At 67.2% G+C, this 20,144-nt stretch carries 18 protein-coding genes; 10 read left to right on the forward strand and 8 right to left on the reverse strand.

Features of this window, described 5'->3' with window-relative positions; translation table 11 throughout:
• Positions 1-132: 132 nt before the first annotated feature.
• Positions 133-2,085, forward strand: coding sequence for an Ig-like domain-containing protein (locus ACTWP6_RS25350; RefSeq protein ID WP_443189118.1), 1,953 nt, complete (start codon positions 133-135; stop codon positions 2,083-2,085).
• On the opposite strand, the gene ACTWP6_RS25355 is transcribed toward ACTWP6_RS25350, so the two are convergent.
• A complete protein-coding gene (locus ACTWP6_RS25355) occupies positions 2,059-2,967 on the reverse strand; it encodes an alpha/beta fold hydrolase (protein WP_260756092.1) in 909 nt (302 codons plus the stop codon). The genes ACTWP6_RS25350 and ACTWP6_RS25355 overlap by 27 nt on opposite strands.
• A gap of 65 nt (positions 2,968-3,032) precedes the next feature.
• Between ACTWP6_RS25355 and ACTWP6_RS25360 the strand changes: the two genes are divergently transcribed.
• A complete protein-coding gene (locus tag ACTWP6_RS25360) occupies positions 3,033-4,235 on the forward strand; it encodes an enhanced intracellular survival protein Eis (protein ID WP_443189119.1) in 1,203 nt (400 codons plus the stop codon).
• An 85-nt stretch (positions 4,236-4,320) separates the two neighbouring features.
• On the opposite strand, the gene ACTWP6_RS25365 is transcribed toward ACTWP6_RS25360, so the two are convergent.
• The 3 genes from ACTWP6_RS25365 to ACTWP6_RS25375 form a co-directional block, all read right to left on the reverse strand.
• The gene (locus ACTWP6_RS25365) at positions 4,321-5,409 is read right to left on the reverse strand and encodes an inositol-3-phosphate synthase (protein WP_260756090.1); all 1,089 of its coding nucleotides are present in this window, start codon (positions 5,407-5,409) and stop codon (positions 4,321-4,323) included.
• Positions 5,410-5,465: 56 nt separating this feature from the next.
• The gene (locus tag ACTWP6_RS25370; RefSeq protein WP_260756089.1) at positions 5,466-6,011 is read right to left on the reverse strand and encodes a PadR family transcriptional regulator; all 546 of its coding nucleotides are present in this window, start codon (positions 6,009-6,011) and stop codon (positions 5,466-5,468) included.
• Between the two features lie 119 nt (positions 6,012-6,130).
• Entirely contained in the window at positions 6,131-7,009 is an 879-nt protein-coding gene (locus ACTWP6_RS25375; RefSeq protein WP_443189120.1) for a DUF1707 SHOCT-like domain-containing protein, read from the reverse strand.
• A gap of 112 nt (positions 7,010-7,121) precedes the next feature.
• Here ACTWP6_RS25375 and ACTWP6_RS25380 point away from each other — a divergent pair, with 112 nt between their 5' ends.
• From ACTWP6_RS25380 to dnaB, 8 genes are all read left to right on the forward strand, one after another.
• Entirely contained in the window at positions 7,122-7,556 is a 435-nt protein-coding gene (locus ACTWP6_RS25380; protein ID WP_260756087.1) for a DUF5318 domain-containing protein, read from the forward strand.
• The gene (locus ACTWP6_RS25385) at positions 7,549-10,173 is read left to right on the forward strand and encodes a transglycosylase domain-containing protein (protein ID WP_443189121.1); all 2,625 of its coding nucleotides are present in this window, start codon (positions 7,549-7,551) and stop codon (positions 10,171-10,173) included. The genes ACTWP6_RS25380 and ACTWP6_RS25385 overlap by 8 nt, the downstream gene beginning before the upstream one ends.
• On the forward strand, positions 10,170-11,810 hold the full coding sequence (locus ACTWP6_RS25390; protein ID WP_260756085.1) for a glycosyltransferase family 87 protein: 1,641 nt from the start codon (positions 10,170-10,172) through the stop codon (positions 11,808-11,810). Before ACTWP6_RS25385 ends, ACTWP6_RS25390 begins: the two co-directional genes overlap by 4 nt.
• A gap of 135 nt (positions 11,811-11,945) precedes the next feature.
• Positions 11,946-12,236: a 30S ribosomal protein S6 gene (gene rpsF, locus ACTWP6_RS25395; RefSeq protein WP_260756084.1), complete on the forward strand. Its 291-nt coding sequence runs from the start codon at positions 11,946-11,948 to the stop codon at positions 12,234-12,236.
• Positions 12,237-12,347: 111 nt separating this feature from the next.
• Positions 12,348-12,857: a single-stranded DNA-binding protein gene (locus ACTWP6_RS25400; protein WP_260756083.1), complete on the forward strand. Its 510-nt coding sequence runs from the start codon at positions 12,348-12,350 to the stop codon at positions 12,855-12,857.
• Between the two features lie 36 nt (positions 12,858-12,893).
• Complete coding sequence (gene rpsR / locus ACTWP6_RS25405) at positions 12,894-13,160, forward strand: 30S ribosomal protein S18 (protein ID WP_260756082.1); 267 nt, start codon at positions 12,894-12,896, stop codon at positions 13,158-13,160.
• An 11-nt stretch (positions 13,161-13,171) separates the two neighbouring features.
• Positions 13,172-13,627 (forward strand): 50S ribosomal protein L9, encoded by a 456-nt coding sequence (rplI, locus tag ACTWP6_RS25410; protein ID WP_260756081.1) that lies wholly within the window; start codon positions 13,172-13,174, stop codon positions 13,625-13,627.
• A 494-nt stretch (positions 13,628-14,121) separates the two neighbouring features.
• Positions 14,122-15,513 (forward strand): replicative DNA helicase, encoded by a 1,392-nt coding sequence (gene dnaB / locus ACTWP6_RS25415; protein WP_443189122.1) that lies wholly within the window; start codon positions 14,122-14,124, stop codon positions 15,511-15,513.
• A 35-nt stretch (positions 15,514-15,548) separates the two neighbouring features.
• Here the strand turns inward: dnaB and ACTWP6_RS25420 are convergent, their stop codons facing one another.
• From ACTWP6_RS25420 to ACTWP6_RS25435, 4 genes are all read right to left on the reverse strand, one after another.
• Positions 15,549-16,325, reverse strand: a complete 777-nt coding sequence (locus ACTWP6_RS25420; RefSeq protein WP_443189123.1) for a hypothetical protein — start codon at positions 16,323-16,325, stop codon at positions 15,549-15,551.
• 118 nt (positions 16,326-16,443) lie between these two features.
• Positions 16,444-17,973, reverse strand: coding sequence for a serine/threonine-protein kinase (locus ACTWP6_RS25425; protein WP_443189124.1), 1,530 nt, complete (start codon positions 17,971-17,973; stop codon positions 16,444-16,446).
• An 87-nt stretch (positions 17,974-18,060) separates the two neighbouring features.
• A complete protein-coding gene (locus ACTWP6_RS25430) occupies positions 18,061-19,515 on the reverse strand; it encodes a peptidase (protein WP_443189125.1) in 1,455 nt (484 codons plus the stop codon).
• Entirely contained in the window at positions 19,515-19,742 is a 228-nt protein-coding gene (locus tag ACTWP6_RS25435; protein ID WP_443189126.1) for a hypothetical protein, read from the reverse strand. The genes ACTWP6_RS25430 and ACTWP6_RS25435 overlap by 1 nt, the downstream gene beginning before the upstream one ends.
• Positions 19,743-20,144 lie beyond the last annotated feature (402 nt).

The raw sequence follows: 20,144 nt of genomic DNA on the forward strand, positions 1-20,144 counted from the left end.
GCCGGGCCAGCGGAAGGCAACGCGCAGGTGAACACTCGACGACGCGTGGCGCGATATGGCAGCCGAATTTGCTCCACCCGGCCTCACAACCGGGTATCGTTCCTGCCGACGCAAATAACGGGGGGGTAAATAGTGACTGTTGCGCGGGGAAACCAGAAGCCAGGACGGCGCTCTCGCCACGCTCGCCGAGCCGAGGGCTTCGCGGTACGCCGGTGGCTGCAACTCGGCGCCGCATCCGCAGGGATGGGCGCCGCATTGCTGGGGTACTCGCTGTTGAGCCCGCAGGTCGGCGTCGCCGGCGCGGAGACCGGTGACACGTCCGCGGTGTCCACGGGCGCGTCGACGTCGGACGCGGCTGAACGCGACGGCACCGCGAGCGATACCACCGGCACGGACACGGACACCGAGACGGCGACCGACGACACCGACGTCGACACCGACGTCGGGGGGCCGGCCGGTGAAGACGACAACGAGGCCGTCATCGACGACACCGCCGAGATCCCCGACGGCGACGCCACCGGTGGCACCGCGAGCGACGACACCGACGCCCAGGACGCCGCCCCCGACACCGTCGCGGACTCCGATTCCGTCGTCGTTGACGCACCCGCCGAGCCGGTGCCCGGGTCCGATCGCCAGGCAGCCGATGAATCAGTGGCGCCGGCATCGGCCGAGCCCACCGACGATGCACCGGCCGTGGAAACCGGAGCAACGCAACACGATTCGTCGGCACAGTTCGTCAGCGCGCAGTTGTCCGCGCCCACGGTGCCCGCACCTCGGCGCACGTGGCGCGAGATCGTCGGCGACTTCCTGGACAAGTGGACGGCGGACACCCAGGCCTGGATCGACTCGCGGGACGTCGACGACGAGACCAAGGCGCGGATGGAGGCCAACTTCCTCGCGATGCGACGCGCCTTGTTCAACCAGGCGCCCACGGTGGAGCCGATCCAGATCACCGGCAAGCTGACCGGGGCGATCACCGGCACGCTGGCAGCGGTCGACGCGGACGGCGACCGCCTGGTGTACCGGGTCGTGCGCGCGCCGCGGGAAGGTTCGTTGCAGCTCAACCAGGACGGAACCTACACCTACACACCGGATTCGGACTTCGACGGTGTCGACACCTTCCGCGTCGTGGCGATCGACGTCGGCCTGCACATGAACCTGCTCGATCTGTTCCGCCCGATCGGCACCCGGGTCAGCCCGCTGATCAACCAGGGCGCGATCAAGTTCGACTTCCAGTACAACACCGGTGCCGAGTACTGGACCGAGGACCGTCGCGGTGCCCTGCAGGACGCGGCCGATGCGCTGATCGTGTACTTCGTCGTGGGTAAGCCGGTGGTGCTCACCTACAACGTCACCGGGATGGAGGACGCCGAGTCGTCCACGCTGGCCTCGGCGGGCAGCAACCTGATCCGGACCGGCGCCGGCTTCTGGCGCACGGTGGTGCAGAACAAGCTGCTCACCGGCTACGACTCCAACGGCAGTGCCGCCGACGGCCGGATCACCTGGAACTTCGGCGCGGGGTGGGGGCTCGGTGAGGACGTCGACGACGGCGACTTCGACTTCGCCTCGACGGCGATGCATGAGCTGTTGCACTCGTTCGGGTTCCTGTCGTTGATCGGCGAGGCCGGCGACAACGACAACACCTACTGGACGGTCTTCGACAGCTTCGTCGTGAATGAGGACGGCCGGCGGCCGATCAACCGCCGCTACCGTTTCGACAGCGACTTCGACCCGATCCTCACCGGCGAGGACGGCGGCATGTGGTTCGGCGGGTACCACGCCGTCAAGGCGTACGGGGGGCTGGTCCCGATCTTCAGCCCGGATCCGTGGAACGAGGGCAGTTCGGGAAGCCACCTCGACGATTTCACGTTCAGCGGCGACGACCAGTTGATGATGAATGCCCAGACGGGCACCGGCCCGGGCGTCCGGGTGTTGAGCGCGATCGAGATCGGCATCCTGCGCGACCTCGGTTACCAGGTGGATGAGCTGGACCCGCAGACATCACCGTTGGCGATGGCGCTGCTCGGTGTGGTGTTCCTGGGCCGGCTGCGCAGGAAATCAGCCGGCGAGCACGCCGCGCAGTAGCTCGATCAACGCCACCGGCTGGTCGCTCTGCACCGAGTGACCGGAGTTGTCGACGATGTGAACCCGCCGGAAGCCGGGTGCGGTCCTGGCGAACGCGTCGGCGTCGTCGTCGTTGACGAAGAACGAGTTCGCGCCGCGGATCAGGGTGGTCGGTGTGGTCAGGCGAGGCACGTCGTCCCACAGGTTCTCGAAACCTTCGCCCCGGCGGATGCTGTCGTAGCGCCACGTCCAGGTGCCGTCCTCGAGGCGCTTGGCGTTGTGGAACACCCCGCGCCGCAACGAGTTCCGGTCACGGTGCGGGGCGGCGGCGACCGTCACCTCGAGCATCGCCTCGAACGACGGGAATGTCCGGTCGCCCTGTACCAGCGCGACGGTGCCCTTCTGCGCGTCGGTCATCTCGGTGTGCCGCTCGGGCGCCGACGGTGTCACGTCGACCAGCACGAGGCGGCGCACCAGCTCGGGCGCGGTCACCGCCACGCGCAGCGCGGTCAGCCCGCCCAGCGACATCCCGACCACCAGCTCGGCGTCGGAGGCAAGGTCGCGGATCACCGGCTCGACGGCGACCGCATTGAGTTTCGGGCCGTAGTCGCCGTCCTCACGCCACGCCGACCGGCCGTGGCCGGGCAGGTCGATGGCCAGCGCCGGGACACCGAGGCCGACGATCACCGAGTCCCAGGTGTGCGCGTTCTGCCCGCCGCCGTGCAGGAACACCACGCGCGGTGCGCCGTCGCCGTACCGGATCGCGCTCACGGGCCCGGCGCCGATGCGCTCGGCCGGCGGCACCGTCGTCGCACCGACCTGCTCGGCGTTCTCGGGCAGCAGCGCGAACTCGTCGAGGTCGGCGACGGCAGCAAGGAAGACATCGTCGGGGATCTCCGCCATGGCCTGACAGTACGACCCGCAAAATTCGGGTGCGACAGAAGGTGCCGGTGTGACACCGTCGGGCAGTGCCGCATTCACCGACCGGGTTGACGTTCCGTACCGCGCACGACGCCGACTGGCCGGCGATGGCCCTGATCGGCGCGACGGGCTTCGGTGTCTGGCAGCCGCCGGAGAGCTCCGAGGTGTGGCGATCGCTGGTGCCCGCGGACGGCGCCGTGGTCGCGTGCGACGGTCCCGACGTCGTCGGTGTCGCCCTGATCCTGGACCTCGAGCTGACCGTGCCCGGCGGCGCGGTGCTGCCGATGGCCGGAGTGTCGTTCGTGGCGGTCGCGCCGACGCACCGCCGCCGCGGTGTGCTGACCGGCATGTTCGGTGAGCTGCACCGGCGCATGGGCAGATACCCGATCGCCGGGCTGGAGGCCAGCGAAGCAGAGATCTACGGCCGGTTCGGATACGGACCGGCCACGGTGTGGCAGAGCCTGTCCGTCGACCGCACCCGGGCGCGCGTCCATCGGGACGTGCCCGATCCGGGCGGCGTCCGGATCGTGCGCGCGTCCGAGCACCGCGCCGACATCGAGGACGTCTATGAGCGGTGGCGGTTGCAGACACCGGGCGGGCTGCGCACGCCGACCCGGCTGTGGGACGAGGTGTTCGCCGACCGGGAGCATGCCCGCAACGGGGGCAGCGCACTGTTCTGTCTGCTGCACCCCGACGGTTTCGCGATGTACCGGGTGCACAGCGGCGACGGCAAGGACCGCGTTGAGGTCACCAAACTGGCGGCCGTGACCGAGCACGCGTACATCGCTGTGTGGCGGGTGCTGCTCGGACTGGACCTGATGGCGACCGTGGACGTCGAGGGACACCCGCACCAGCTGCTGCCGTACCTGCTGACCAATCCGCGGTTGGTGCGTCAGCGGGGCAGCCACGACGGGCTGTGGTTGCGGATGCTCGACATCCCCGCGGTGCTGCGGGCGCGCACCTACTCCGCGGATCTTGCTGTCGTGCTTGAGGTTTCCGACGACGGGCTGGGCGGTGGCGGCAGGTTCGCCCTCGAGGTGCGTGACGGTAGCGCCCACTGTGTGCCCACCGATGCCGCCGCAGACGTGCAGTTGGACCTGTCGGTGCTCGGCAGTCTCTATCTCGGGACGCACCGGGCGTCGGCGTTCGTCGCCGCCGGTCGGTTGCGGTGCGGCGATCCCGCGCACCTCGCCGCGCTGGACGCGGCGTTCGCCACGGAGGTGCCCGCTGAACTCGGCTTCAACTTCTAGCCCGCCCTCAAACGCCGAAATCGCATTCCATGCGGCGAAATCTGAGTGGAGGCCGCGTGGAATGCGATTTCGGCGAAAGGAGGGGTCAGCCCTCGATGAACTTCTCGAGCTGCACGCGGGCGAGGTCGTCGGCGAGCTGCTTGGGCGGGCTCTTCATCAGGTAGGCCGAGGCCGCCTCGATCGGGCCGCCGATGCCGCGGTCCTTGGCGATCTTGGCGGCACGCACCGCGTCGATGATCACGCCGGCCGAGTTGGGGGAGTCCCACACCTCGAGCTTGTACTCCAGGTTCAGCGGCACGTCACCGAAGGCGCGGCCCTCCAGGCGGACGTAGGCCCACTTGCGGTCGTCGAGCCAGGCCACGTGATCGGACGGGCCGATGTGGACGTTCTTGTCCTCGATCTTGCCGGCCAGCGAGCCGGACAGGTTCGAGGTGACGGCCTGGGTCTTGGAGACCTTCTTGGACTCCAGCCGCGAACGCTCCAGCATGTTCAGGAAGTCCATGTTGCCGCCGACGTTGAGCTGGTAGGTGCGGTCCAGCGTGACGCCGCGGTCCTCGAACAGCTTGGCCATCACGCGGTGGGTGATGGTGGCGCCGATCTGGCTCTTGATGTCGTCACCGACGATCGGGACGCCGGCGTCTTCGAACTTCTTGGCCCACACCGGATCCGAGGCGATGAACACCGGCAGGGCGTTGACGAACGCGACGCCGGCGTCGATGGCGCACTGGGCGTAGAACTTGTCGGCCTCTTCAGAACCCACGGGCAGGTAGGACACCAGCACGTCGACCTCGGCGTCCTTGAGCACCTTGACCACATCGACGGCCTCGACGTCGGAGATCTCGATGGTGTCGGCGTAGTACTTGCCGATGCCGTCCAGCGTCGGGCCGCGCTGCACGACGACGTCGGTCGGCGGCACGTCGGCGATCTTGATGGTGTTGTTCTCGGAGGCGAAGATCGCCTCGGACAGGTCGAAGCCGACCTTCTTGGCGTCCACGTCGAACGCGGCGACGAACTTCACGTCGCGCACGTGGTACTGGCCGAGCTTGACGTGCATCAGGCCGGGAACGGTGGCGTTCTCGTCGGCGTCCTTGTAGTACTGAACGCCCTGTACGAGCGAGGACGCGCAGTTGCCCACGCCGACGATCGCGACCCGGACGTCATTGCTTGCGGTCATGACGGCTTCTCCTCTGTCCTACTGTTTTTCGTATTACTGGTGGCTGCGCGTAATGCTCACGTCTGTTCGGCGCGTCCCTGCGCCGATCTCTCCGCCGCGATCAACTCGTTGAGCCACTTGACTTCACGCTCGCTGGACTCGAGCCCCAGCTGGTGGAGCTGTCGGGTGTACCGATCGAATGAGCTGCTCGCCCGCGCCACGGCTTCACGCAGGCCTTCGCGACGTTCCTCCACCTGGCGGCGGCGACCCTCCAGGATCCGCATCCGGGCCTCGGCCGGGGTGCGGTTGAAGAATGCAAGGTGAACTCCGAAACCGTCGTCCGAGTAGTTCTGCGGACCTGTGTCGGCGACCAGCTCGGTGAACCGCTGCTTCCCGGCCTCGGTCAGCTGATACACCCGGCGCGCCCGCCGGACCTTCACGGTGCCCTCGGGGGCGGCGTCCTCCACGATCAGCCCGTCGGCCTGCATGCGGCGCAGCGCCGGGTACAGCGAGCCGTAGGAGAACGCACGAAACGCTCCCAGGAGGCCCGTCAATCTCTTGCGCAGCTCATAGCCGTGCATCGGGGACTCCTGCAGCAGGCCCAGGATGGCGAGCTCGAGCATCCAGGCACCTCCTCCAGCAATTCTGATGCGTCGCTACGACGGTTCAACACCTCGGGCGAGTGTATCGCGCCGATATATTGAGCGCTATAGCGAGCCACCCAAAACACGGTTCGTGCTGGTCAGCGGTTCGCGGGCCAGATGGCCAGCGGTGTGCCGTCCGGGTACAGCTCGATACGGCCGTTGCCGAAGTCACTGTTGACGATGATCTCGACGATCACCGCATCCGGGGTGGCCGGGTCCTCCGACGGGCTGATCCGCAACCAGGTGTCGGTGACGTCGGCGCGGGAGATGCCGACGGTGTCGGGTGCGCCGCGCAGCACCCCCAGGGTCTTCTCGAAGTCGAACTTGGCGAGGTCGACCAGCCTGTCGTCGGCGTCGACGGTCGACGGCGATCCCGAGGGTTCGCCCCACCCGCCGCGGTAGTAGTAGGTCTGGCTGCGCCGATTGTCCTGCGGATCCGGCCGGTCGAGGTAGGCCATGTCGGAGTGGATGTCGAGCTCGTAGCCCATCGAGCTGCCGAACTTCTTGCGCATCTGCTCGAACAGTCCGGTGAACCCGCCCAGGGACTGCAGCTGCTTCGGCGGGGTCAGCACCGTGGCCGGGATGCCGTCGGCCTTCGCGCCCGGATCGGAGGTGAAGTTCAGCGGCGACGGGGTGTTGCCGTAGAGCCCCCAGCCGATCGCCATCCCGAGTATCACCAGCACGCCGGCGATCGCGGCCTTGATACCCCAGTTGATCCGCACGCCGGGGTCGGCACGGTTGACGATCTTGGTGATCACCGGCACATCGAGGGACTTGCCGGTCTGAAGATCCGACACCAGGTCCTGCAACTGGCCCAGCGTGGACGCCGTGGTTGCCGACTTCACCCGCTCGCCGTGCTCGGCCATCGACAGCTGGCCCTCGGCCAGCGCGGTGTCGAGGATCTGGCATGTCTCGTTGCGGTCGCTGTCTTTTGCCCGTGTCCACGACGTCCGTCGTCCATAGCTCCCCGAAGCCACGACCAAGATCGTAAGAGTTGAGCCGTCGACAGCGCAGGCCGGACACGATTGACGCCGTCGCGGGGCGCACGCCGAGCCTCGGTGCCCGAGCCGCCGACGTACTCTGGTCTTCGTGCGATTGCAGCGACAGGTGGTGGACTACGCCCTGCGGCGGCGGTCCCTGCTGGCCGAGGTGTACTCGGGCCGCACCGGCGTCTCGGAGGTCTGTGACGCCAACCCCTACTTGCTGCGCGCTGCAAAGTTCCACGGCAAGCCCAGTTCGGTGATGTGCCCGATCTGCCGCAAGGAACAACTCACCCTGGTGTCGTGGGTGTTCGGTGACCACCTCGGCGCGGTGTCCGGCTCCGCGCGGACCGCCGAGGAGCTCGTCCTGCTCGCGACCCGCTTCGACGAATTCTCCGTACACGTGGTGGAGGTATGCCGCACGTGCAGCTGGAATCACCTGGTCAAGTCGTATGTGCTCGGCGCGGTACCGCCCCCCAAGGGCTCCCGCGGTCCGCGTCGCACCCAGACCGCGCGCGGCACTGCGCGCACCGCCAGTGAATAGCGACGGGCGCCACGACCGGTCTCTCGACAGCCCTCGCGACGGGCAGAGGGCGGCTGAGAGTCTGGGCGCACGCAGACCGCCGCCGCCCCGTCGGGACGCTCCGCCGCGGCCGGCCGGTCAGGGCGGCGTGCGCCGCGCGCCGACCCCCGACGACCGCCGTACCACCGTGCTGCCGCCGGTGCGGGACGGCGCCCCGCCGCTGCGGGACCCGATCGACGACGTCAAGCGCGCGCTGGACGGACGGCGCAGACCCGCCCCCGGCGGACAGGAGCAGAACAGGCCCGGCGGACGCGAGGAGCAGAACAGGCACCGCCGACGCTCGGCGCGGCACAGCTCCGGCCCGCCCAACACACCGCCGCCCCCGCCACCCGGGGGCGCGTACGGTCCGGCCGGCGGAGGCCCGACCGGCCCGCGCCGCAGCCTGCGCGAGCAGATCAACTGGACCTGGGTGCGCCGTGGGTCGATCGTGGCCGCGGCGCTGCTGATCGTGCTGCCGCTGTTGACGTTCGGGATGGCGTACATGATCGTCGACGTCCCGAAGCCCGGTGACATCCGCACCGCGCAGGTGTCGACGATCCTGGCCGGCGACGGCAGTGAGATCGCCAAGATCGTCCCGCCGGAGGGCAACCGCGTCGACGTCAACATCGACCAGATCCCGGTGCACGTGCGCGACGCGGTAATGGCCGCCGAGGACCGCGACTTCTACTCCAACCCGGGCTTCTCGTTCACCGGCTTCCTGCGCGCTGCCAAGAACAACATCTTCGGCGGCGATCTGCAGGGTGGATCGACGATCACGCAGCAGTACGTCAAGAACGCGCTCGTCGGCGACGCCCGATCCGGGGTCGGCGGCCTGATCCGCAAGGCCAAGGAGCTGGTCATCTCGACGAAGATGTCCAGCGAGTGGTCCAAAGACCAGGTGTTGCAGTCGTACCTGAACATCATCTATTTCGGCCGCGGGGCCTATGGGGTGGCCGCCGCCGCGCAGGCCTACTTCGGTAAGCCCGTCGAGGCGCTCAACGTGTCCGAGGGTGCGCTTCTGGCGGCGCTGATCCAGCGGCCGTCGGTGCTCGACCCGGCGGTGGATCCGGATGCGTCGGCGGTGCGCTGGAGCTGGGTGCTCGACGGCATGGTGGAGATCGGCGCGTTGTCCAAACAGGACCGGGCCGCGCAGGTGTTCCCGCCGACGATCCCGCCCGACCAGGCCGTCAACCAGAACCAGACCACCGGACCGAACGGGCTGATCGAACGCCAGGTGGTCAACGAGTTGATGGACATCTTCGACATCAACGAGCAGGCCCTGAACACCGAGGGTCTGCAGATCACCACCACGATCGACCCGCAGATGCAGTCCGCGGCGGTCGACGCGGTCGAGGAGTACATGGACGGGCAGGACCCCGACATGCGCACCGCGGTCGTGTCGATCGACCCGAAGACCGGCGGCGTCAAGGCCTACTACGGCGGCTCGGACGCCAACGGTTTCGATTTCGCGCAGGCCGGTCTGCCCACGGGTTCGTCGTTCAAGGTGTTCGCGTTGGTCGCCGCGCTGCAGCAGGGGATGGGTCTGGGCTATCAGGTCGACAGCTCGCCCGTCGAGGTCAACGGCATCGAGATCTCCAACGTCGAGGGCAGCAGCTGCGGAACCTGCAACATCGCCGAGGCGCTGAAGCGGTCGCTGAACACCAGCTACTACCGGCTGATGCTGCAGCTCAAGAACGGACCGCAGGACGTCGCCGACGCCGCGCACGCGGCCGGCATCGCCGAGAGCTTCCCGGGCGTGGAGCACACGCTGTCCGAGGACGGCCAGGGCGGGCCGCCGAACAACGGCGTCGTGCTGGGGCAGTACCAGTCCCGCGTCATCGACATGGCCTCGGCGTACGCCACGCTCGCCGCGTCCGGGGTGTATCGCAAGCCGCACTTCGTGCAGAAGGTCGTCAACGCCGAGGGCACGGTGCTGTTCGACGCCGGCCAGGAGGACAACTCCGGCGAGCAGCGCATCGAGAAGGCCGTCGCCGACAACGCGGTCGCCGCGATGCAGCCGATCGCCGCCTACTCCAACGGCCACGCGCTGGCCGGTGGCCGGCCGTCGGCGGCCAAGACCGGCACCAACCAGCTCGGCGACACCGGCGCCAACCGCGATGCGTGGATGGTGGGCTTCACCCCGTCGTTGTCCACCGCGGTGTGGGTGGGCACCACCGACGGCACCAAACCGCTGGAGAACAAGTGGGGTTCGCCGGTCTACGGCTCCGGACTGCCGTCGGATATCTGGAAGGCGACCATGGACGGTGCACTCGACGGCACCGACAACGAGTCCTTCCCGAAGCCTGAGGAGATCGGCGGATACGCCGGCGTGCCGCAGGCCCCGCCTCCGCCGCGCACCACCGCGCCGCCGACGCCGTCGCAGACGGTGATCCAGCCGACGTTGGAGATCGCGCCGGGCATCACGATCCCGTGGGGGCCGCCGACCACCGTTCCGGTCGGGCCGCCAGGAGCGCCGGCGCCAGAGGCCGGCGCGCCGGGAGCACCTGTTCCGCCGGGGCCGGCCGGAGCTCCGGTGCCGCCGGGTGCGCCGGTGCCGCCGCCGGGCGCTCCGCCGCCGGGTCCGCTGCCGCCCCCGTGACGGCCGAACCCGAGTCGCCGGCTCCGCCAGCCGAACCCGTCTCGCCGGCTCCGCCAGCCGAAGACCGACGGAGCCTCGACTCCCGGGACTGTCCCAGCCGCACCGACACCCTGGGCGCTGCCCTGTCCGGAACCGTCGGCGGTCCGGTCGGCAGGCACGCGCTGATCGGCCGTTCGCGGTTCATGACCCCGCTGCGGGTGATGATGATCATCGCGCTGGTGTTCCTGGCGCTGGGCTACTCGACCAAGGCCGCCTGTCTGCAGACCACCGGCACCGGGACCGCCGATCAGCGCGTGGGCAACTGGGAGAACCAGCGCGCCTACTACCAGTTGTGCTACTCCGACACGGTCCCGCTGTACACCGCGGAGCTGTTGAATCTCGGCAAGTTCCCGTACAAGTCCAGCTGGGTGGAGACCGACGCGCAGGGTAAGCCGCACGTGCAGTACGACGGCGAGCCCGCCGTGCGGTACATGGAGTATCCGGTGCTGACGGGGCTTTACCAGTACCTGTCGATGACGGTGGCGAAGACGTATACCGCGTTGACGAAGCTGGTGTCGGTGCCGGTGATCGCCGAGGTGGTGATGTTCTTCAACATCGCCGCGTTCGGGCTGGCGCTGGCGTGGCTGACCACCCTGTGGGCGACGGCGATGCTGGCGGGCACGCGACGGATCTGGGACGCCGCGCTGCTGGCCGCCTCACCGATCGTGATCTTTCAGATCTTCACCAATTTCGACGCGCTGGCAACGGCTTTCGCAGCGTGCGCGCTGCTGGCGTGGGCGCGGCGAAGACCGGTGTTGGCCGGGGTGCTGATCGGCCTCGGTGTGGCGGCCAAGCTGTACCCCCTGTTGCTGCTCGTCCCGCTGACGGTGTTGGCGGTGCGGACCGGACGTCTGCGGGAGGTCGCCAAGACGGCGGTGGCCGCGGTGGCCGCCTGGCTGGTGGTGAACCTGCCGATCATGGTGCTGTTCCCGCGCGGATGGTCGGAGTTCTTCCGGCTCAACACCCGCCGCGGCGACGACATGGACTCGATCTACAACGTGGTGAAGTCGTTCACCGGGTGGCGCGGTTTCGACCAGGACCTCGGGTTCTGGGAACCGCCGGTGATGCTGAACATGACGAGCGCGGCGCTGTTCGCGGCGTGTTGCATCGTGATCGGCTACATCGCGCTGACCGCCGAGCGGCGGCCCCGGGTGGCACAGCTGGCGTTCCTGGTGGTGGCGGCGTTCCTGCTCACCAACAAGGTGTGGAGCCCGCAGTTCTCGCTGTGGCTGGTGCCGCTGGCGGTGCTGGCGCTGCCGCACCGCCGGATCCTGCTGGCGTGGATGACCGTGGACATGCTCGTGTGGGTGCCGCGGATGCTGTATCTGTTCGGTGAGCAGAACATGGGGCTGCCCGAGCAGGCGTTCACCGCGACGGTGCTGCTGCGCGACGTCGCGGTGATCACTTTGTGTGGGTTGGTGATTCGGCAGATCTACCGGCCGGAGCAGGACCTGGTCCGCCAGGGCGGGGTCGACGATCCCGCCGGCGGGGTGTTCGACGGTGCGCCCGACGCGCCGCCGCGCTGGCTGCCGGACTGGCTGCGCCCACGGCCCCGGAGCGCGCCCGATCGTGTGCTGGCCGCAGCGAATCCGGGCTGACCGCGGTCAGGTCGACTGACGCGATTTCGCTGATCAGCGCCCGTTCCTGTAGCCTGGGCCGGTTGCCGACGCAGGCGACCCTCCTGCCACGGACACGCCGTGGCCGACAAGACCAGAGGAGGTGATGGGTTTCTCATGCGTCCATACGAAATCATGGTCATTCTCGACCCCACACTTGACGAGCGCACCGTAGCTCCGTCGCTGGAGACGTTTCTGAACGTCATCCGCAAGGACGGCGGCAGTGTCGACAAGGTCGACATCTGGGGCCGTCGACGGCTCGCCTACGAGATCGCCAAGCACGCCGAGGGCATCTACGCCGTGCTCGACGTCAAGGCCGAGCCCGCGACCGTCTCCGAGCTGGACCGCCAGCTCAACCTGAACGAGTCCGTGCTGCGCACCAAGGTGATGCGGACCGACAAGCACTAGTCCGTTTCACGTCGGGCGACACCTATGTGTACGTCGGTGCAGTTCCGTAGGCTCGCCTGCGACTGCACTTGTACGAATACGCCGCTTTGACTACACGCCCAGGAGGATCTCGTGGCTGGTGACACCGTCATCACTGTTATCGGAAACCTGACCGCTGACCCGGAACTGCGTTTCACGCCGTCCGGTGCCGCGGTTGCGAACTTCACCGTGGCTTCCACGCCGCGGACGTTCGACCGTCAGACCAATGAGTGGAAGGACGGCGAAGCGCTGTTCCTCCGCTGCAACATCTGGCGTGAGGCCGCCGAGAACGTGGCCGAGAGCCTCACCCGCGGTTCGCGAGTGATCGTGTCCGGTCGGCTCAAGCAGCGGTCCTTCGAAACCCGTGAGGGTGAGAAGCGCACCGTTGTCGAACTCGAGGTCGACGAGATCGGCCCCTCGCTGCGCTACGCGACCGCCAAGGTCAACAAAGCCAGCCGCAGTGGCGGCGGGGGCGGCGGATTCGGCGGCGGCGGGGGCGGTAACTCGCGCCCCGCGGCCAACAGCGCGCCGGCCGAGGACCCGTGGGGCAGTGCGCCCGCATCGGGCTCGTTCGGCGGCGCCGACGACGAACCGCCCTTTTGACATACCAATCAGTGATTCTCAGAAAGAGATAGACATATGGCCAAGTCCTCCTCAACCAAGAGGCGCCCGGCTCCGGAGAAGCCGGTCAAGACTCGCAAATGCTTGTTCTGCTCGAAGAAGGGCAAGAACCAGGTAATCGACTACAAGGACACGCAGCTGCTGCGTACCTACATCAGCGAGCGCGGCAAGATCCGCGCCCGCCGGGTGACGGGCAATTGCGTTCAGCACCAGCGCGATATCGCGATCGCGGTGAAGAACGCCCGCGAGGTCGCCCTGCTGCCGTTCAGCTCGTCGACGCGATAAGGACCACGACAATGAAACTGATTCTCACTGCCGAGGTGGAGCACCTCGGAGTCGCCGGTGACGCTGTCGAGGTGAAGGACGGCTACGGCCGTAACTACCTGCTGCCCCGTGGGCTGGCGATCGTGGCCACCCGTGGCGCCCAGCGCCAGGCCGAGGATATCCGCCGCGCCCAGGAGCTCAAGAGCGTCAAGGGCCTTGAGCACGCCAACGAGCTCAAGCAGGCGATCGAGGGACTCGACAATGTCGAGCTGTCGGTCAAGGCGGCCGGTGATTCGGGCAAGCTGTTCGGTTCGGTCACCGCGTCCGACGTCGTCGCGGCGATCAAGAAGGCCGGCGGCCCGAACCTCGACAAGCGGACCGTGAGCCTGCCCAAGGCGCACATCAAGACGACGGGCACGCACACCGTCGGGGTGCGGCTGCACCCCGAGGTGAACGCCTCGCTGTCGCTGAACGTGGTAGCGAGCTAGCCGGCCGACCGGCTCCGCTGTCAAACGGCCGGGTGGGGACCCCTAGGGGTCTTCGCCCGGCCGTAGCCGTATCCGGTGGCGAACTTTTCCGGGCAAAGCAAAGCCAGCGAACTGCACCGGCTGTTAACCTTCTGGTCCCCGCGATGCAACGCAACACGCCCGAGACCGAAACCGAGCACGACACGCCGGGCGATTTCCCATCCACAGCTGTTCGACCGTCCTATGGTGCGTTCATCTGCGTAAACAAGGCTGTTGCAGTGAGTTATCAACAGGTTCTCCCCAGCGCCTCAACATGGCCCACCTGAGCTATCCACACTCCATCCACAGCTTCATCAACAGGGGCGACTTGCTTCCCGCCCAGCAACGTCTAACGTTGGCCGTCGCGGGTGCAGATCTGCCGTCGACGAGCCAGTTGTCGGAGGCCGGATTTACAGTCGCGACATGCCGTTGTCGAATGTGCGTTCGATCGCGATCAAAAGGGGGTGGCTCTCGGCGTGGCCGTCGTAGATGACTTGGGTCGGCCCGGAGATCGCGGCGAGATGGAGCCGCCTCCCGGTGAGGATTTCGGCCGGCAGCCTCCCCAGGATCCCGCCGCCGAGCAGGCGGTGCTGGGCGGCATGCTGCTGAGCAAGGACGCGGTCGCCGACGTGCTGGAGAAGCTGCGTCCGGGTGACTTCTACAAACCGGCCAACCAGCTCGTCTACGACGCGATCCTGGACCTGTACGGCCGCGGTGAGCCGGCCGACGCGGTCACCGTGGCCGCCGAACTCGATCGGCGCGGCCTGCTGCGCCGTGTCGGTGGGGCGCCGTATCTGCACACGTTGATCTCGACGGTGCCGACCGCGGCCAACGCGGGGTACTACGCGGAGATCGTCTCGGAGAAGGCGCTGTTGCGCCGGCTGGTGGAGGCAGGCACCCGGGTGGTGCAGTACGGCTACGCCGGTGCCGACGGGGCCGACGTCAACGACATCGTCGACCGCGCGCAGGCCGAGATCTACGACGTGACCGAGCGCCGCGCGGCCGAGGACTTCGTGATCCTGGAGGAGATCCTCCAGCCGACGATGGACGAGATCGACGCGATCGCGTCCGAGGGCGGTATCTCCAAGGGGGTGCCGACGGGCTTCGTCGAACTCGACGAGGTCACCAACGGATTGCACGCGGGTCAGATGATCATCGTGGCAGCCCGCCCGGGTGTCGGAAAATCGACCCTTGCTTTGGATTTCATGCGGTCCTGCTCAATCAAACACCAATTGCCCAGCGTCATCTTCTCTTTGGAGATGAGTAAAACCGAGATCGTCATGCGCCTGCTGTCGGCTGAGGCGAAGATCAAGCTGGCCGACATGCGCTCGGGCCGGATGAGCGACGACGACTGGACCAAGCTGGCGCGGCGGATGAGTGAAATCAGCGAAGCGCCGCTGTACATCGACGATTCGCCGAACCTGACCATGATGGAGATCCGCGCCAAGGCGCGTCGACTCTCGCAGAAGGCCGGGCTGCGGATGATCGTCATCGACTACATGCAGCTGATGAGCTCGGGCAAGAAGTACGAATCGCGCCAGCAGGAAGTCTCGGACTTCTCCCGCAGCATCAAGCTGATGGCCAAGGAACTCAACGTTCCGGTGATCGCGATCAGTCAGCTCAACCGTGGTCCCGAGCAGCGCACCGACAAGCGGCCGCAAGTCTCTGACCTGCGCGAATCGGGTTCGCTAGAACAAGATGCGGATATGGTCATACTTTTGCACAGGCCGGACGCGTTCGAGCGCGACGACCCCCGCGGGGGTGAGGCCGACCTGATCCTCGGAAAGCACCGCAACGGTCCGACGAAGACGATAACCGTTGCGCACCAACTCCATTTGTCTCGATTCGCCAATATGGCCAAGGCGTAGTCGCTGCACGGCGTGGGTGTGGAGCGAGCGCCGTGTCAGCAGCGGCCGCCGACGATGTCGTTGCGCTGCTGATCAATCCACGCTCCAATCCCGTCAAGCATGGCCTTGCCGGATTCAAAGCGCCCGTCGGCAGGTTTGGCAGCAAGCGAGACGCCAAAGGTACCGCTGCTGTTGGTAACGAGTGCGAGTTGGCGTACCAAATATCCCCGATCCGGCTCCGGTCCCCAACCGCCTTTGGCAGCGACATCTGCGAATGGTGCCAGTCCCCATTGTTGGTTGCCGGCGAGCGTGCGCATCTGCTCGATTACCGGTGCCGCTCCGGTGATGCAGGGTAGCTGGAAAGCGAAGATCGCGGCTTGATCTGTGGGCCAGTCAGTTTGACCGTAAGGGCTGTACGGTGGATGCACTTGTTGAGATTGAACGCGCGTCGACAGATCGCCTCCTTCGCGCAACACCGAGTCCACGGCTGCAGCGGCCGTATTCGGATCGCCCAGCACGCTCCACAGGTAGTCGGCTGCGGCATTGTCGGACTGCGAAATCGCCTGGTGCATCTGATCCTGCGCGGAGCCCGGGTCGACACGCAGGGCAGCGATGGACAGGGGCACCTTGATGGTCGACCACGCGGCGCCAACTTTCCATGACCCGTACCGGGTCACGCTCTGTCCGTCGAAGATTGCGGCGCCGACCTCCCCGGCCGGCAAGGTGGCAGTGATGTCCTCGAAGCTCGCGCTGAGGTCACCGGCGGACGGCGACGGTGGGGTGGGGACCCCAGCCGGTGCAGGCTCCACCGGCGTTACGGCGGTGACGGTCACGGACGGCGGTAGCTGCGAAGCAGTCGTTGACAGTACGTCCGGGTTCGGTGTGCCCCCGACCTCGTGCGAACATCCCGCGAGAATGGCTGCAGCACAACACCAAATAAGAAGACGGCGGCTAGTAGATGTGGACGACAGCATTCACCCCGCCTCGGCACGTCACCCAGTCGCCGGCGCCAAAGGGGCTGCAGTCGAGGACGTAGAGAGCGCCCCTGCAGCGTGCGGACCGCTGATCGCAAGGTACGCCGCCAGCGGCGTAGATGGTGCGCGGTGATGCGTTGGGGCCGCCCGCATTCCAGTACGCCGTCAGTACGTTGTCGACGAAGCGGCAACTGGTCTCGACACTTCCGCGGAATGCGCGGCTCGCTCGATCAAGACTTCCGCTGACCTCGAAGCCCGCATCGCAGCGTTGGCCGAGGCCGTCGACGCCAGTGACTGCCGGTGGTGGCGACCCGGGTCGAGGAGGCTCCGGATTCGGCGTGTGCGCTGAGGGTCGCTGTCCGGTTGGGCGCGGCAATCGTGTGGCAGTCGGTAGCCGGGTGAGCGACGGACTCTGTGCGGAGGTTTCGCCGTCACCGCTACCGGACTGGCTGGCGAACACGCCGAGGGCGATGCCTACGGCGGCGAGGAAAAGAGCCGCGCACACCGCGATACCGATCAGCATTGGTTTAGGCATGCCTGCCCGAGCGGGCAGCGCAGGTAGCGGCGAGGGTGGGGGTGCGGCGGGCGGTGAGGGTGCCGACCGGGTGTGCTGCTCGGTCGCAGCGCTGGCGTAGACGCCGGCCATGGTGGCATTGGGATCGCGGGCCGCCGGCGACGACAGCGCACGCTGGGCAGCTCGGGCCAGGGCCCCCGCGCTGCCGTAACGGTCATCGGGTTCCTTCGCCATCCCTCTTTCGATCACGGCGTCGAGCGCTGACGGAACGCGTGGATTGGCGGCACTGGCTTGCGGCGGCGGGGTGTACAGATGCGCGTTGACGACCTGCTGCATGCTGTCGATCGCGAACGGCCTGGCACCGGTGAGGGTTTCGTAGAGAACGCACGCAAGCGAGTAGATGTCGACCGATGTACTGGTGGCGTCGCCACTGAGTCGTTCCGGCGCCATGTACGCCCAGGACCCGATGGTCATCCCGGCCTGCGTGAGGTGGGGATCGCCGGCCTTCTCCGCGATGCCGAAGTCGAGAAGGTGAGCGAAGTCGTCGCCGGAGACAACGATGTTCTCGGGTTTTACATCGCGGTGGGTCAGCCCCTCGGCGTGCGCAGCGTCAAGTGCGGAAGCGACCTGACCGATAATGTGCACGGCACGGCTGGGGTCGAGGGGCCCGCGCTCAGTCAGTTTGCGCAGGTCGGTGCCGCGGACCAGACGCATGTCGATGAACAGGCTGCCCTCGATTTCACCCCAGTCATGAATGGGCACAACATGCGGTTCCTGCAGCGAGGCAGCGGCATTCGCCTCGCGGGTGAATCGGGTTCGGTAACCGGGATCTTGGGCGTACTGCTCGAGCAGGATCTTCAGGGCGACGATCCGGCCCTTCTCGGTGTCGCGGGCCTCATACACCTCACCCATACCGCCTCTGCCGAGCAGCGTGAGCAGTTCGTACTTTCCGAATCGTGTGCCAGCTCTTTGCCGACCGGACGACGCCTGCACCCTGGTACCCCCTGATGTACTTCCCGGTTTGCTAGTGAACCACAACCTCCCGCTTACCGGACGAAGACGACCAGCCGTATAGGGGGTTCAGTATTGCTGATGGCACGCTTGCTCAGAGCCTGCAAGCCCGGCGCGGAACGCTTCGATGCGAGTGAACCCGGCTGGCACGGTCAATCCGTCGACGGTCCCGGCGACCAGGCCGTTGGTGAGCAGTCCGCCGACGGCTTCATCGATATCCCCGGCGGCGAGCTGCAGGCTGTTTCCACTCGTAAGCTCGATGGGATCGGCCATCGCGGCTTGCCCGACTCCGGTCAGGCATGCAGTGAGCAGTGCAGTGCTCGGCGCATCGAGTGGCTCACCTCGGGCGTGCTGCAGTGACAAGGTGTACCGGGAGGTCACTACCGACAGGCCGGTGTTGTCACCCTGCGGGAGCGCGTAATCCGACGTCCCTGCCGGAACCGACATCGCCTGCAGCGCGGGAAGGTCGACCACGATCGTGTTCGTTGTGGAGCAGTAGGACGCCGGCGGGCTGGCGGCCCCTTCGGGGCAGGCTTGGCTGTCGAAGGACAGTCCGGGTGGGCTCTGCGGAGTATAGATCTGATCGAGAAGCTCCATGAGCGTCGACAATGTGGACTCGTCGAGCGGCACCTCGCCGCTTTGAACGTAGCCCGAGGGCTCCTGCTGCAGCAGCAGGGGCAGATCGCCCCGCTGCTGCTCGATCGATGCGAGGTCAATAGCGGCACACGATGTGGTCCCGTCGACGAAACCTTGCTGAAAAGCGCGGGTGCGGTCCAACGCGGTGCCGTGGCCTTCCTCGACCATCTCGGCTTCCTGCTCAGACCACACCGGATCGGCGAGGCTGATCGCCCCGGCCAGGACGCGGTTGAGACCGTCGCCGGTGCTGAGGGTGAAACGGGGAGAGTTTCCTTCGGCGACCCAGCGACTGTAGGCGCCCGCGAAGCAGTCCGCCTGTTGCTCCTTAACCACGGTCTTGGTCAACCGGCCCGCGAGGTCGGCGTTGTACTGCACCGCGTGGCCGTACTCGTGCGCGATCAGCGCGGCGATCGAGGTGTCCCCGAAGTACTGCTGCCCTGTCGGGACCAGGAAGCCGCGATCCCAGGCGATGAACTGCTCGAGGGAGAACAACGGGGAACAGAACATGGCGTTGGGCAGGTCATAGGTTTCGTGGCCGCACACCTCGGGGCTGGACGGGTCCAGCGAGTCGAACGACACCAGCTCATCGACGGGTTCGAAAGGCGAGCCGAACGTGTCGGGATAGGCCTGCTGCCAGAACATTTCGACGTCATCGACCGCCGAGAGGACCAGCGCATCAACCGGCCCACCGTGGCTGTATGCCGCTGTGCGTCGTGGTGGCGGCGCGTCGCCGCGCAGCCCACTTGCTCCCTCTATCACGGGCAGCCCTCCCACGCGGTACTCCACCTGATCGACCGCCGGACCGGAGGTGGAGTCGGGGCTTGCGGAACAGGCGACGAGGAGCGCTGCGACCAGGACGATAGTTGCGGGCCGACCTGTGCTGCGCATTAGCAATTGATCTGGAAACCGGGGTCGGTGGTGTAGTCAAGCCATTTGCCGTAGGCATCGCCACCGGCGGAACACACCGCGGACCGAACTTCAGCCGTCGTGTCGCCTGCTAGGCGATAAACGGCATAGATGGGATTGCCTGCGTCGGTGGCGGCGCGAAGCGACGGGCAGGTTTGGTCGGTCCGCAGATAGGAGGCCCCGGGGTGCGCCGCCAGCAGCCGTTGCACCCCAGCGGCGTACTGCCCCGGCGTAGTGACCGATCCGAGAACAACGATGCCCTGACCATTGCAGCTTGGACTGCTCATCGGTGTGGCCAAGCCCAGGTCGCCAAACGACCCTGCAGGAACGTGAGGTGCCGGTGCCGGTGCGCGAGGTGGCGCGGGTGCCGGGGGACCGACCGCAGGTGGGTTGCCGGGCTGAGTGACGGTGACTGGTGGCGCGGTGCGTGTGACCGTGCGGGGCGGCTCGATCGTCTCCGGCCACGCAGGGCGGGTGAGGGACGGTGAGGTGAGCCCCCTGTAGTGGTCCAGTCGTTGTGGGACTCTGTTGCCCGAGTGCTCGGGCAGGAAGAATCAATGACGACATGGCAACGAACAAGCGCCGGCGGCACACTCCGGATCAGATCATCC

It is taken from the genome of Mycobacterium sp. 4D054 (assembly GCF_052245755.1).
Taxonomy (GTDB): Bacteria; Actinomycetota; Actinomycetes; order Mycobacteriales; family Mycobacteriaceae; genus Mycobacterium.

Bases quoted from the DNA above. Each gene is read 5' to 3' on its own strand.
- ACTWP6_RS25355 (WP_260756092.1), bottom strand. From the start codon at position 2,967: ATGGCGGAGATCCCCGACGATGTCTTCCTTGCTGCCGTCGCCGACCTC.
- ACTWP6_RS25365 (WP_260756090.1), bottom strand. From the start codon at position 5,409: ATGACCGCAAGCAATGACGTCCGGGTCGCGATCGTCGGCGTGGGCAAC.
- ACTWP6_RS25370 (WP_260756089.1), bottom strand. From the start codon at position 6,011: ATGCTCGAGCTCGCCATCCTGGGCCTGCTGCAGGAGTCCCCGATGCAC.
- rpsF (WP_260756084.1), top strand. From the start codon at position 11,946: ATGCGTCCATACGAAATCATGGTCATTCTCGACCCCACACTTGACGAG.
- rpsR (WP_260756082.1), top strand. From the start codon at position 12,894: ATGGCCAAGTCCTCCTCAACCAAGAGGCGCCCGGCTCCGGAGAAGCCG.
- rplI (WP_260756081.1), top strand. From the start codon at position 13,172: ATGAAACTGATTCTCACTGCCGAGGTGGAGCACCTCGGAGTCGCCGGT.
- ACTWP6_RS25430 (WP_443189125.1), bottom strand. From the start codon at position 19,515: ATGCGCAGCACAGGTCGGCCCGCAACTATCGTCCTGGTCGCAGCGCTC.